This is a genomic window from Streptomyces sp. NBC_00299 (genome assembly GCF_036173045.1).
In the GTDB taxonomy this organism is placed as follows: Bacteria; Actinomycetota; Actinomycetes; order Streptomycetales; family Streptomycetaceae; genus Streptomyces; species Streptomyces machairae.
Genome location: NZ_CP108039.1, coordinates 4,950,396 through 4,962,803, shown reverse-complemented (window position 1 = coordinate 4,962,803; position 12,408 = coordinate 4,950,396). Strand labels below are relative to the sequence as shown.

10 protein-coding genes and 2 tRNA genes are annotated in these 12,408 nt (G+C 71.2%); 5 read left to right on the top strand and 7 right to left on the bottom strand.

Features of this window, described 5'->3' with window-relative positions; all coding sequences use genetic code 11:
• Nucleotides 1-33: 33 nt before the first annotated feature.
• The gene (locus OHT51_RS21905) at nt 34-432 is read right to left on the bottom strand and encodes an HGxxPAAW family protein (protein WP_328880621.1); all 399 of its coding nucleotides are present in this window, start codon (nt 430-432) and stop codon (nt 34-36) included.
• Nucleotides 433-522: 90 nt separating this feature from the next.
• On the opposite strand from OHT51_RS21905, the gene OHT51_RS21900 reads away from it, so the two are divergent.
• The 3 genes from OHT51_RS21900 to OHT51_RS21890 all read left to right on the top strand — a co-directional run bounded on the left by OHT51_RS21900 (nt 523) and on the right by OHT51_RS21890 (nt 3,533).
• The gene (locus OHT51_RS21900; RefSeq protein WP_328880620.1) at nt 523-1,005 is read left to right on the top strand and encodes a MarR family winged helix-turn-helix transcriptional regulator; all 483 of its coding nucleotides are present in this window, start codon (nt 523-525) and stop codon (nt 1,003-1,005) included.
• Between the two features lie 600 nt (nt 1,006-1,605).
• The gene (locus OHT51_RS21895; RefSeq protein WP_328880619.1) at nt 1,606-2,451 is read left to right on the top strand and encodes a PP2C family protein-serine/threonine phosphatase; all 846 of its coding nucleotides are present in this window, start codon (nt 1,606-1,608) and stop codon (nt 2,449-2,451) included.
• Nucleotides 2,452-2,552: 101 nt separating this feature from the next.
• A complete protein-coding gene (locus OHT51_RS21890) occupies nt 2,553-3,533 on the top strand; it encodes an MASE1 domain-containing protein (protein WP_328880618.1) in 981 nt (326 codons plus the stop codon).
• Between the two features lie 88 nt (nt 3,534-3,621).
• On the opposite strand, the gene OHT51_RS21885 is transcribed toward OHT51_RS21890, so the two are convergent.
• The 6 genes from OHT51_RS21885 to OHT51_RS21860 form a co-directional block, all read right to left on the bottom strand.
• Nucleotides 3,622-4,275 carry a signal protein gene (locus OHT51_RS21885; protein ID WP_328880617.1) on the bottom strand — a complete coding sequence of 218 codons (654 nt, stop codon included), beginning with the start codon at nt 4,273-4,275 and terminating at the stop codon, nt 3,622-3,624.
• Nucleotides 4,276-4,305: 30 nt separating this feature from the next.
• Nucleotides 4,306-4,818: a hypothetical protein gene (locus tag OHT51_RS21880; protein WP_328880616.1), complete on the bottom strand. Its 513-nt coding sequence runs from the start codon at nt 4,816-4,818 to the stop codon at nt 4,306-4,308.
• A gap of 271 nt (nt 4,819-5,089) precedes the next feature.
• Nucleotides 5,090-5,398: a hypothetical protein gene (locus tag OHT51_RS21875; RefSeq protein ID WP_328880615.1), complete on the bottom strand. Its 309-nt coding sequence runs from the start codon at nt 5,396-5,398 to the stop codon at nt 5,090-5,092.
• 357 nt (nt 5,399-5,755) lie between these two features.
• Nucleotides 5,756-6,442 carry a hypothetical protein gene (locus OHT51_RS21870; protein WP_328880614.1) on the bottom strand — a complete coding sequence of 229 codons (687 nt, stop codon included), beginning with the start codon at nt 6,440-6,442 and terminating at the stop codon, nt 5,756-5,758.
• Nucleotides 6,443-6,639: 197 nt separating this feature from the next.
• Nucleotides 6,640-6,712, bottom strand: a tRNA-Arg gene (locus tag OHT51_RS21865).
• A 203-nt stretch (nt 6,713-6,915) separates the two neighbouring features.
• Nucleotides 6,916-7,006 (bottom strand) — tRNA-Ser (locus tag OHT51_RS21860).
• Nucleotides 7,007-7,198: 192 nt separating this feature from the next.
• Here OHT51_RS21860 and OHT51_RS21855 point away from each other — a divergent pair.
• Nucleotides 7,199-7,708, top strand: coding sequence for an SSI family serine proteinase inhibitor (locus OHT51_RS21855; protein WP_328880613.1), 510 nt, complete (start codon nt 7,199-7,201; stop codon nt 7,706-7,708).
• Nucleotides 7,709-8,018: 310 nt separating this feature from the next.
• Complete coding sequence (locus OHT51_RS21850) at nt 8,019-12,356, top strand: hybrid sensor histidine kinase/response regulator (protein WP_328880612.1); 4,338 nt, start codon at nt 8,019-8,021, stop codon at nt 12,354-12,356.
• The last annotated feature ends 52 nt before the right edge of the window (nt 12,357-12,408 follow it).

Below are 12,408 nucleotides of genomic sequence, written 5' to 3'. Positions count from 1 at the left end.
CGGTTGCCCCACCGCCCCACTGCCCCATCGGCCTCAGCGCGCTTCAGCGACAGCGGGCTCCTGCTCGCCCGTGACAGTGACGGCCTCGGACGTCGCCGCGGCCGTACCCCGCTCCAGTCCCCGCCCCCGTCCCCGTTCCAGCGCCCGTCCCGCCAGGCGGCATCCCCAGCAGTCCGCATGCCCGGCCCGGGCGCTCAGGTCGCGCGCCCCCATCCGCCACTGATCGCGCGGCCGTACACCCGGAGGCTTGCCCCAGCCGGTGAGGTGCAGGGCCCAGGTGACGAGGACGCTCGCCGCCGTTATGCCGAGTCCGCCTGTGATCAGCACGGCCGAGACCGTGCATATCCCCGCCCCCACCACGGCGGAACCGATCGTCGCGATCGCGGTTCCGGTCCACCCTGCGACCGTATGCCCCTCGTCATACTGGCTCATGTGCCTGCTCTCTCCTCGTAGGCAGCGAATCTCTCACGATGTAAGAAGTTTAGCGACTCAATCTCTCACGAGCTAAGGCAATCAGAAAAGATGCAAGCCAAGCCGCGTCCCGCCGCCACCCCGGCCCAGGCGCTGGAGGCGATGGACTCCCTCATCGCGGCCCACCTGCTCGGCCAGCAGGAGATGGCCCAGCGGCTGGGTCTGAACATCACCGACCTGCTCTGTTTCGGCTGTGTCCTGAAGGCCGGCGAGAACCTCCTCACGGCGGGCGACCTCGCGGAGCACGCCCACGTCACGACCGGCGCGATGACCGGCATCCTCAACCGGCTGGAACGCGCCGGCTTCGTCACCCGCCGCCCCGACCCGACCGACCGCCGCCGCGTCCGCGTGGCCGCCGTCCCGTCCGCGGTCACCCGCGTCGAGGCCCTCTACGGCCCCTACTACGCCCGCCTGACCGACCTCTTCGCCGACTACTCCGCCGACGAGATCGCCGTACTCACGGACTGGTTCACCCGGACAACGGGCCTCGCGCAGGGCTACATCGACGAACTCCGCGACCAGGACAAGGCCTGACACCGGCCTCGCTGCGAGCCCGGCTCAGTCCCACCGCGCGCCCTCCAGGTACCCGGTGACCCGTTCCAGGGACCACACCTCGCCGATCTTGTGCCGGATATCGAAGAGGTTCGCCGCGTGGACGTCCGGGGCACGGTCGCCGACCGCCTCCTCGAAGACGACCGGGACGAACCCGTGCCACCGGCAACGTCCGCGAGCGTGGCGGTGGAGTCGGCGAACGCGCGCCGCGACCCACCTCGGACGCAGCCACCGAGACTCCTGGCGCAGCCACCGCCACCGCCACCACCACCACCGGAGCCCCCCACACCCCAAGCGCCACCACCAACACTCACGGAACGGACCCCTACCCCCCGACCCCCGCCACCCCCTGGCCCGGCACCGGCCTGGCAGCAGGCGTTGCAGCCGGTGGTCGGACCCGCTGGAGCGGATGTTCCTGTACGTGACCGGTCTGCCGGAGCTGCTGGGGCTGCCGGGGTCGGTCCCGGGCCAGGAAAACCCTCCCGCTGCCGGGGTACCGTAAAAGCGCCATATATGTGAGGTAATGCCTCATATACGCCGTATGCCACATAAAGCGCTCCGCAAGAACCGGGGTGTGACGCCATGGCCCACCGCCGCACCGAATCGGCCGGTACCGCCAGAGAGCTGTTGCAGCAGCTCGGGGACCTCACGGGCCGGATCATGGACCAGATCAAGCTCCAGCAGGCGCGCGTCGAGCTCGCCGCCGCGCTCCAGCGCCAGGTCCTCGCAGCGGAGCTCCCCGCCCTGCCCGGCCTGCAGGCGGCGGGACGGTACACGCCGGCACGGGGTGGGCTGGACATCGGCGGCGACTGGTACGACGGCTTCCTGATGCCGGACGGCTCGGTGGGGTTCGCCATCGGGGACGTACAGGGCCATGACGTCGAGGCAGCAGCACACATGGGGCAGGTGCGGACCTGTCTGCGCGCCGTCGCGACCGCCACCACGAACCCCTCGGAAGTGCTCGAACGCACCAACGACCTGCTCGTCGCCATGGCCTCCGAGCTGTTCGTGACCTGCTCGTTCCTGCGCTTCGACCCGACCACCGGTGAGCTGTGCGACGCCCGCGCCGGGCACGTCCCGGCCGTCTGGGCCTCGGCCGACGGCCGCTGCGAGATCGTCCTGCACGACGGTGGCCTGCCCCTGGGCATCCATGCCGGCGAGCACTACCCGTCGTCCTGTCGGCTGCTGACCGGCGCGGGCGCGTTTGTGCTGCTCACCGACGGTGTCGTGGAAGGCCCGGACTACCCGATCGACGACGGCATGAAGAAGGTGGCCGACCTGGTCGGCGACGCCTGTTGCACCGACCCGGACGGACTGGCCGCACAGGTGATCAAGGTTGCGGACCTCACCGGCCACAACGACGACGCGGCGGTCCTGGTACTCCGCTACGACAGCCTCGGGGAGCGCACGCGGACCGGCGGAGGGTGAACGGCCATGCACGAGCGGGACGACGACCGCTGCGGTGGGCAGCGATGACGGCGGTGCCGCCCGGCACACCGCTCCGGCGATACGGCGCCGAGTGCCTGCGAATGGCTGCCGTGACGGCCGCCTACTACGGCAGCGCCGAGCTCGGTCTCGAACAGGAACTGGTACGAGGCCAGGTCACGCCCTTCTGGCCACCCACCGGCATCGCGCTCGTCGCCCTGATGCTCTGGGGGCTTCGCATGTGGCCGGCCGTCGCGGTCGGGGCGTTCGTGGTGAACGTGACGCTCGGACCGTCGATCCTCCCCGTGCTCGCCATCGCGGCCGGCAACACCATCGCCCCGATCTGCGCCTGTCTCCTCCTGCGCCGCGCGGGATTCCGCCCCGCCCTGGACCGACTGCAGGACGCCCTCGCCCTGGTCTTCCTCGGCGCCCTGGGCGGCATGGTGATCAGCTCGACGATCGGCACGGGCGTCCTGGTGGCCGCCGACGCGCTGCCGGCCGGTGACTTCTGGGCGACCTGGTCGGTGTGGTGGACGGGCGACGCGATGGGCGTTCTGTTCATCGCCCCGCTCCTGCTGGCCGCCCGCACCGCGCGCCTGCCCCGAGGCTCGCCGGTACTGCGCGGCGCGGAGGCCCTGCTCCTGCTGGGCGGCACGGCGGCGGTCACCCTGGTCGCCACCCACAGCTCGGTCAACCTCCTCTTCCTGGTCGTCCCCTTCCTCATCTGGGCGGCCTTCCGCTTCCAACTCCTCGGCGCCGCCCCCTGCGCCCTGACCGCCTCCATCGTCGCGATCACCGCGGGTGCCATTGGCTCGGGCCCCTTCGCCGGCCACGACCTCCTCGCCAAGATGGTCATCCTCCAGGCGTTCAACGGCACCGTGGCCCTGACGGCCCTCCTGCTCTCAGCAGTGATCACCGAACGGAACCAAACCCTCCAGGCCCTCCAGGACGCCTGCGACGACCTCACAGAGGCCCTGACCCAACTCGCCCCGGACCGCCCCCTCACCACGCGCCCGCACCGGCCAGACCCGACTCCGGCACGGACGAACGGAGGGCCGGCGCACCGGACTTCAGATGACGCCTGAGAGCTGAGCGGGCCCGCGGCGTCGGACGACCGCAGGCACATTTTCACCGTCGAACGGTCGAACCGTCCGAGCTCTCCTGCCCCTTGGGCTACTTCGACCCGTCCTCAACGCTCACGGAGTAGTCCACCCCCACAGAGAAGCCGGCGGACTCACCACGGATCTTCAGGGTGTGCTGCCCGGGCTCCAACGGCTCCATCTGGACCCACAACCCGCAGCCGGTGGTCGTGAACGTCCCCGCGGACTGAGTGACAGGGTTGTCCACGGCGGCCCGCACCGAGATCGCCGCTCCCCGGTGTTCCTCCGGGTCGAACTCCTTGCCGTCCAGCACTGCGGTCCCCTTGGCCCGATCCATGAAGGCCTCGCAGTCGGAGGGCTCCCCCACGAGGTTCACCAACGGGAACGCCAGGGGCACTCCTGAGGGGACCTTGCACGACCGCTTCACCTGCCCGCCGAAGGAGCCCGCCAAGAACCAGACGTCTCGTGCCTGGTTGCGCCCGCACGACCTGCCGTCCTGATCGGCAACGGGATTCGTCCCCTCCGGCTCCGAGGCGGCCCAGGTCCACCACCGGCTCTGCAGATACTCGGAGGAGAGCCGCTCCTGCGCCGGTGCCGATCCCGCCGCCGAAGAAGCAGCGCCCTCTTTCTGCTCCGTCCCCTGCGAGCCCACACTCCCGGCACCGCACCCCACGAGCCCCACGAACACAACCCCGATGACCGCTGCTCGTCCAGCCTTGCTCTTCATGAACGCCCCTCCCAGACGCCGCACCGATCTTCAGGACGCCCTGTGCTCGAATAACAGGGCGTCGATCTGCCACGCGATCACGCCGGTCGCCCCCTTGGAGCCATCAACATCGATACGGACCAGCCTGTCCCCAGCGATCCGCTGCTGAACCACTGACTCATCGCACGGCACCGTGGCCCCCGCTCCAGCGCTCGCAGGCACGAACTCCAGCTGTGCACTGCCGCTGCCGGCACACACCAGGTTGAGCCGGTAGGTCTTCCCCTTGCTGAGTCCGGGCTCGGTGTGAATACCGTCGGTCACGCGTTCCACGCCGGCCTCGACCATTGCCCCGCCCTGGACAGCGGCAAGAGCCGCCCGGGCCTGCTCGGTGAGCTTCTTCTCCGATGGCTCAGTTGCCGGTCGGGGCCGACTCGGCGCAGGCGAGGGTGAATTCGCCGCGCTGTCCGCACCGCTCCCGGACCCCGTGCAGGAGGTGAGCAGAAATGCCGACACCACGACAGCGCACCCGGCGAGCCGGGCTGCCCGCAGGCTCGAGTAGGTCATGACTTGGTCCGTCGTCTCGTCGGCAAAGAACAGCCGTGTCGTCAGCCTGCGCTTCGTCTGCAGCAGCAGTACCCACAGTCCCGAAGCAGAGAAGCAGTGCGGCACTGGCAGCGCCGGGCGACTTGGACAGTATGCCTAGAGCATGCACGCGACAAGTAAAGAATCGCCGCGCGCCCCTCGCTCGGCCAGTTGCGCCGTTGCCGTCAAGGTTGCCGTCATGGTCCCGGGAAACGGGGTTCGGTCATCGTCACGATTGCCGAACCCCGCTTGTCTACCGTCCGACGGTGAGTGCCCAGCGCACGCCGGACGGGGCAGTCACGCTCACGGTGCCGTGATCGCGGGCGCGCTTCAGGGATAGCTGGTTGAAGGTGCTACTGACCTCGCCGGCCTCGCATTCGAGGGGAAAGCTCAACCCGACCGGTTCCACGGAGACGGTCAGTGTTCCCTGGCCCTGGCAATTCACGAGAACTGACAGCGACCCGGCCTTGATTCCGCCACGGATGTCCATCGCGCGGTTACCGGTGGCGTTCACAGCCTGCGCTACGACCTCACCGCCTGGAAGAACCGGCGCCTTGCTCACGGTCTCCCCGGGCACGTGCTCGGCACGGTCCGATGCCGGCGAGCCTGTCGGAGAGACTGTGGACCGGGATGGCGCCGTGTGAGGAGCGGGCGTCGCTCGGTCCTGGTCGCTGGTGCAGCCCGCCAGCGCAACTACCGCTGCGATTCCCCCGATGACAGTGCACTTCCTCAGCTTTCCCACAGGGCCCAGCCAACGCGACAGTGGGAGTAGCTGACAACCTTCTTCTCGGGGGAGGTCGTGCTTCTTCTCGGGGGAGGTCGTGCGAGTAAGAGGTGCGCGCGGCGTCAGCGAGCTGTCTCTGGCCATGGGAACCACCGGCCAAGCGCAGCTTCGTCGTTGAGCCGCACGACTGGCGTTTCAGAGGGGTGGCGGGTCCGGATGGGAAGGCAGGCGATGGGCCCCCTTCAGTAAATTGATCACACGCTCATGGGTGTCGCCCACTCGATCCAGCACGCGCACTCTGACGAACACGTCGTCCACATTGCGCATGGTCTTCTCCGTGAACCAACCCGCGAGCAGTGGATGCCCCGAAACTGGAAGTCCGGGACCTATGAGGTGCAGATGGAAGTCTTCCTGGTTCACGAGACTGCAGGCCTCGATCGACGCCACCGCCGCCTGGTGCTGGACCCATCCTGAGGAGTCTCTGGCACCCCCAGCCTGCGCGGCCGGCGTGTAGGCGATCGAGTAGCGCACGTCCACGATGACGGCGGCGTCCTGACTGCCATTGAGCATGTGGCACACCCATGCCAACTGACCGCGCGGAGCAAAGTCGGCGTAGACGCGGCCGAAGTAACCAAGCGCTGGCCTGACCGTGCGCGCGTACTGTGCTCGGGCCAGTGATGCGCCTCCCGTGGCAAGTACTGCCGCGACTGCGCTCTGGACGTCCAGAAGCTGGAGTTTCCAAGGCCAGCTGTGAGTCAGCCGATCGGGCAAGTTCTGCCGGATCAAGACCTGAACCAGCAAAAGTAGCGCTAACCACCACAAAACGAACAGAAGCCGGGAAAACAACCCGCTCCGATGGATCACACGCTGCATGGTCTCCATGCCCGCCCCCGAGTCGATCCGCGCGTCGACGCAAAACTGTAAGGGGGCACCTATGAGCCCGACAGGGGGCGTGCCACCGGCGCCGCACCCTCAGGCTGCCACCGACTTCGACGGGACAGGAGACGGATGCCGGCCTCGCTGCCACACATCCCGGAAACGCCAAAGGCCCCGGAAACATCCGGGGCCTTTGACCTGTGTGCACTCGGCAGGATTCGAACCTGCAACCTTCTGATCCGTAGTCAGATGCTCTATCCGTTAAGCTACGAGTGCTTGTTGTTCTGTTTTCCCGCCGCTCCCGGCCCTTCCGGCCCGCTCGCGGCGACAGGAAGAACATTACATGACTGCCGCCGCCATGTGAAATCCGTTTGCCGCACCCCTTGTGACCTGCGAAAACGGCCTGATGGGGGCGGATCTCACGGGTGTCGCAAAACGCCGAAGCCCCGGTCCTGGGACCGGGGCTTCGTGATCTAGCGCGGAGGCGGAGGGATTTGAACCCTCGATGGGCTTGAAGGCCCAAACCGCATTAGCAGTGCGGCGCCATAGACCGGACTAGGCGACGCCTCCAGCACAGCCGCCCGCGCGAGCGCGAGTGGTGCGTGCAGATGATGACACAGTCGAGCGTGCTGTCACCAATCGACCTCCACGGTACTAGGCGGGTAGGCCGCAGGGCAAAGCTCTTCCCGGCGTGCTTCGCGGAGCACCGGGCGGGGAGGGGCGGGGCCGCAACGTACGCGGGGGTGCGGCGTTAGTCAGGTCATGTTGCAGGTCAACCGTTCCGCCCCGGCCCGGCGCCTTCGCCGGCTGCTCTTCGTCGCCGCCGGCTCTCTCGTCGCCGTCGGCTCCACATCCGTCGTGCCCGCCGCCGCGCACGCTCAGGCCGCGCCGGTCCCCCTCGCGTCCCCGTTCCTGAAGGAGCCCGGCCGCTCCGGCGACCGCCTCACCGTCACCGTCCGCAACGCCGGCGGCGGCGCCGACGGGACCCATGAGCTCTCCTGCCACCCGGCCGGCGGCGACCACCCCGACGCCGACGGCGCCTGCGCGGCGCTCGATCGCGGCAGCAGGTGGGGCAAGGACACCTTCGCCCCGGCGGCGCGGGACGGCTTCTGCACCATGCAGTACGGCGGGCCGGCCACCGCGCATGTCACGGGGACCTGGGCCGGGCGACCCGTCGACACGCGGTACGACCGCAGCAACGGGTGCGAGATCGACCGCTGGGACCGGCTCGTGCCGCTCCTTCCCGACCTGCGGCAGCAGGGACGGCCGTAGCCGCACGACAGCACCGGGCCGCCGTACGTCAGGAAGCAGGGGGTCCGGTACGCCGTCGCACAGGCGTTCCATGGGTGAAGCATCGGCTCCGTAAAAGTCCCGCGAAGGTCTCGCGAAGTCCGAAGGACGCTGGCAGGACGTCGACACGGGCGGACATACGTTCTGGGTCACTTCGTCGTGCGACCTCCCTCTCATCCGACGTCGCGAGCGCAACCCCAGCCTTTAGACTCCCTCGCGTGACACGTCGCGGGCCGGTTGGCAAGATGGCCCGAGCGGTCGGCAAGGTGCGGTAACAGGGAGGAAGCGTCTCGTGAGCAGCAGGCCATCCCGAGGCGCTGCTCGCCTCGCAGCCATACTCGACGCGCTTCCCGATGCGTTGGTGCTGGTCAACGCCAATGGGACCGTCGTCAACGCCAACACCATCGCCCTGGAGGCCTTCGAGGCGCCGGGGACGGCTCTGGTGGGGCGGGGGCTGCTCGATCTGCTGCCGCAGTTCGACTCCAAGCTGATCCCGGGGTCCATGCGGCGGCCCGACCACATGGACCCGCAGGGCCGGACCAAGCCGACCCGGATGATGGCCCGCCGGACCGACGGCAGCGAGTTCCCCGTCGAGGTCACGTCCGCGAACCTCGAAAACGGGCAACAGGCCTACGACGGATACGGCTACGGCGGTGACGAGCTGCTGATGCTCGTCGTACGTGATCTGACCGGCACCGTCGACACCGAGGCCGAGCTGGCGCGTTCGCAGCGGCAGACCGAGATGATTCTGCGGGCCGCTTCGGAGGGTGTCGTCGGCACCGACACCGACGGGCGGATCGTCCTCGTCAACCCGGCCGCCGCTCAGATACTGGGTTACCGGGCCAGCGACCTCGGCGGACGCGAGCTGCACACGCTCGTCCTGCACTCCCGTGTCGACGGGTCGCCCTTCCCGTACGAGGAGTCCGCGCTCGCCGACACCCTGCGCTCGGGGCGCAAGCACCGGGTGCGTGGGCAGGTGCTGTGGTCCAAGGGCGGGGACGAGGTGTCCGTCGACCTGACGACCGCGCCCGTGCGCGACGGCGATCAGCTCGTCGGCGCCGTGATGACCTTCACCGACCGTCGGCCCTACGACGCCCTCGCCGAGGAGAAGACCACCGCCGAGGAGCGGCACGCCGAGGAGCTGGAGCGGCTCGCCGAGGAGCACGCCTCCGAGCTGACCGCCCTGCGGCAGAAGCACGTGAGCGAGGTCGAGGAGCTCCAGGAGCTGCACGCCGAGGAGCTCGCCGCCGGCGAGGAGCGGTACGCCGCGCTCGGGGAACGGGAGAAGGACCGGTACGAGGCGCTGGCGGCTCGGCACGAGCAGTTGCTGACGCTGCTCGCCGGCTCGCTCCGGGGCCCCCTCGACGAACTCCGCCGCGAACTGGCCGCGCTCGCCGCCGACGACGCCGGGCAGCTGTGGCCCGAGGCCAACCAGGTGCTCCATCACCTGTCGGCCGGCTACTCCCGGATCACGACGCTCATCGACAACGTCCTCGGGTACCAGCAGCTCGACTCGGGGACCGGCCAGGTCTCCCGTACGAAGGTGATGCTCGACGCCGTCGTCGCCGCGGGTGTCGACGGGGCCGTCGAGCTCATCGGGCCGGGGCGGGTGCAGTTCGCCGTGCACGCGCCGCCCATCGAGGCCGAGGTCGACCCGCAGCGCCTCGCCACCGCGCTCGCGCATCTCGTCGCGGATGTCGCGGGGGTCGACGCGACCGGGAACTCGCCCGTGTCGGCGGGCGGTTACATGGACAACACCGTCGTCGTCGCCGCGGCACAGCGCGGGGAGGTCGTACGGATCGAGGTGCGCGGGCCGTATGCCGGGGGAGACCCGGTGCACGAGCCGATCGTGCGCGGGATCGTGCGGGCGCACGGCGGCGTGCTGCAGACGCACGACGTGCCGGGGATGAGCGGCAGTGCGTACGTCCTCGAAGTGCCCATCGGGGGTGGGGCGGGAGCCGTTCCGGCCGCCCCCGTGGACGGCGTCGCGCCTGAGGCCGGTGACGGGACCGAGGGTGTCGCTGCGGCCACCGGTGCCGAGCAGAGTGCCGGCGGCGGGCGGCGGCGGGCCCGGCGCTCCTCCGTGGACGCCTTCCTGGAGAGCGACACGCCCGGTGCCGACGCCGATTCCGGTGACGCGGAGGGCTCTGCGCCCACCGGGCGGCGGCGCAGGCGTGCGGCAGCCGCCACTCCGGAACTGCCCCAGGGCGCGGCGGACGCCGGCGGCGAGGCCTCCGGCGGTACCGGACGGCGGCGCGGACGACCTGCCGAGGACGGCGGGGACGGCGGCGACGGCGTCTCCGAGGGGGCCGTCGTCACGGCCGCCGAACATGCGGCGGGGGCCGCGGCCACCGGGAACGGCCTCGGCGGGACCGTACCTCCGCAAGGAGTGCCCGCACCCGGCGGACGGCGCGCCCGGCGGGACGGCGGCGAGCAGCACGCCTTGCCGCCCGCCCTGCCCGCGGCCGGCGCCTCCGCTTCGGCTTCCGGGGCCGGTACGGCCGGCCCGGGCGACGCTCCTCAGCCGTCCGGACGGCGTCGACGTGCCCTCGCCACGGCCGCCGAGCGGGGTGCCGCGCAGGCGCAGGAGGCGGGGCCCCGTCCGGTGTTCGCGCTGCCGCCCGCCGCGGCGGACCGGACTGCTGCCAGTAGGGGGGAGGGGCAGGGCGGTGGTGAGCCGGCTGCGGCTCCCTCTACGGCGCCGGCTGCGGCTGCGGCCGTGACGCCGGGTGTTGCTGGGGCGCCGGGTGCGCCTGTGGCTGCTCCGGGTGCGGTCCCGGCTCCCGTGCAGGCGCAGGCCCAGGTTCCCGGGCAGGTCCCGGCTCCCGGGCAGGTTCAGGTACCCGGGCAGGTTCAGGTACCCGGGCAGATCCAGGTGTCTGGGCAGGGCGCTCCTGGGGACGTTCTTGTCGACGAGGGCCGGCACGATGCCGTGCCGCACGATCAGGCCGCGGACCACACCCCGCCGCAGCCGCATCCGACCAGCGCGCCGACCGGACGTCGCCGACGGGCCGTGGGCCAACCGGGTGCGGAGCACCCCGCGCAGCCGGTTACGGACCAGCCCGCCCGGGCCACCGCGCCGAATCCCGCCGCGCCGAGCGGGCCCCTCCCCGCCGAGGCGGCCCCCGAGCAGGGCACCCCGGCTCAAGGCACCCCGGCCCCGCAGCCGTGGCCCGCCGCCGATGACACCCCGGACGCCGGGACTGCCGTACCGGCGAACGTCGCTGCCGGCACGCCCGTACCCCCGCAGGCCGCCCCGGGCGCACCCGTACCGCCGAAGCCGGACGGCACCCAGCCCGCGCAGCCCCAGCCCGCCTCGGGCACGCCGGCTCCGGGCACCCCGTTGCCTCCGGAAGCGGCAGCTGCGGCCGGTCCGTCCGAGCGGGCGGCCCAGCCGCTGCCCGCCGAAGCCGCGGCTCCCGGTGCCCCGGCCGCCCCCGTCGACCCGAACTCGACGCAGGGCCGGGCGATCAGTGTGCGGACGTTGGGGCAGGGGGTGCCGTTCACGCGGCAGGCTGCTCAGGTGCAGCAGCCGGCGCCGCCGTCGGCCACGCCTCCCCCGCATCAGACCAGCGGCGGGCGGCGCCGCAAGCTGGGTACGCCGCCCGACCCCGCCGCGCGGCCCGGCGCTTCGCCGGAGCAGGCGGCGCGGCCGCATCCGCCGACCGAGCAGCCGGTCCCCGCGCAGCCGCAGCAGTCGCTCGGCGGGCAACCGCAGTCCCAGCCGCAGTCCCAGCCGTCGCTGGCCGGGCAGTCGCGGCTGGCGCCGACGGCCGAGGCGGCCGGACGGTCGTACGCCATAGGCGCGCCGGACGAGAACGCCGCCGAGGGGCCCGAGCCGCTGGACGGGCCGGGCGGGGCCATCGAGGTCGCCGACACTCCACGCCCGCAGCCGATGGACGACGAGCTTCCGCCGGAGCCGCTCGACAACCCGCGGCGGCTGCTGGTGTGGCCCGCACCGGATGTGACGACCCAGCAGGCGCTGAGCGACCGCGGCTACCGGCCGGTCATCGTGCACTCGCGCGAGGAGGTCGACGCGCAGATCGCGGCGTTCCCCGCCGCGCTGTTCGTCGACCCGCTGACCGGGCCGATCACGCGGACCGCGCTGCAGTCGCTGCGGCAGGCCGCCGTGGCGGCCGAGGTGCCGGTGATGGTGACCGCGGGCCTCGGACAGGCCTCGCGGGAGGCGGCGTACGGCGCCGATCCCGCCGTACTGCTCAAGGCGCTGGCGCCGCGGGACAGTGAGCAGCACCCGCCGCGCGTGCTGCTGATCGAGGAGCACGCGGAGATCGCGCTGGCGCTGACCGCGACGTTGGAGCGGCGCGGGATGCAGGTGGCGCGGGCCGCGAGTGATGCCGACGCGGTCGCGCTGGCAGGTGACTTCCGGCCGAACCTGGTCGTGATGGACCTGCTCCAGGTGCATCGGCGCCGGGCCGGGATCGTGGACTGGCTGCGCGCGAACGGGCAGCTCAACCGCACCCCGCTCGTCGTCTACACCGCCGCCGTCGACCAAGCCGACCTGCCCCGCCTGGCCTCGGGCGAGACGGTGCTGTTCCTGGCCGAACGGTCCACGAGCGGTGACGTGCAGTCTCGGATCGTGGACCTGCTGTCGCGGATCGGGACCAACTAAGGACCGGTGAAGCGCCCCGAAAGGGGCGCGGACTGTCTCGATGTGCGGCTTC

Coding starts and splice junctions, on each gene's coding strand:
- OHT51_RS21905 (WP_328880621.1), bottom strand. CDS start 432: ATGAGCCAGTATGACGAGGGGCATACGGTCGCAGGGTGGACCGGAACC.
- OHT51_RS21900 (WP_328880620.1), top strand. CDS start 523: ATGCAAGCCAAGCCGCGTCCCGCCGCCACCCCGGCCCAGGCGCTGGAG.
- OHT51_RS21895 (WP_328880619.1), top strand. CDS start 1,606: ATGGCCCACCGCCGCACCGAATCGGCCGGTACCGCCAGAGAGCTGTTG.
- OHT51_RS21890 (WP_328880618.1), top strand. CDS start 2,553: ATGGCTGCCGTGACGGCCGCCTACTACGGCAGCGCCGAGCTCGGTCTC.
- OHT51_RS21885 (WP_328880617.1), bottom strand. CDS start 4,275: ATGAAGAGCAAGGCTGGACGAGCAGCGGTCATCGGGGTTGTGTTCGTG.
- OHT51_RS21880 (WP_328880616.1), bottom strand. CDS start 4,818: ATGACCTACTCGAGCCTGCGGGCAGCCCGGCTCGCCGGGTGCGCTGTC.
- OHT51_RS21870 (WP_328880614.1), bottom strand. CDS start 6,442: ATGGAGACCATGCAGCGTGTGATCCATCGGAGCGGGTTGTTTTCCCGG.
- OHT51_RS21855 (WP_328880613.1), top strand. CDS start 7,199: ATGTTGCAGGTCAACCGTTCCGCCCCGGCCCGGCGCCTTCGCCGGCTG.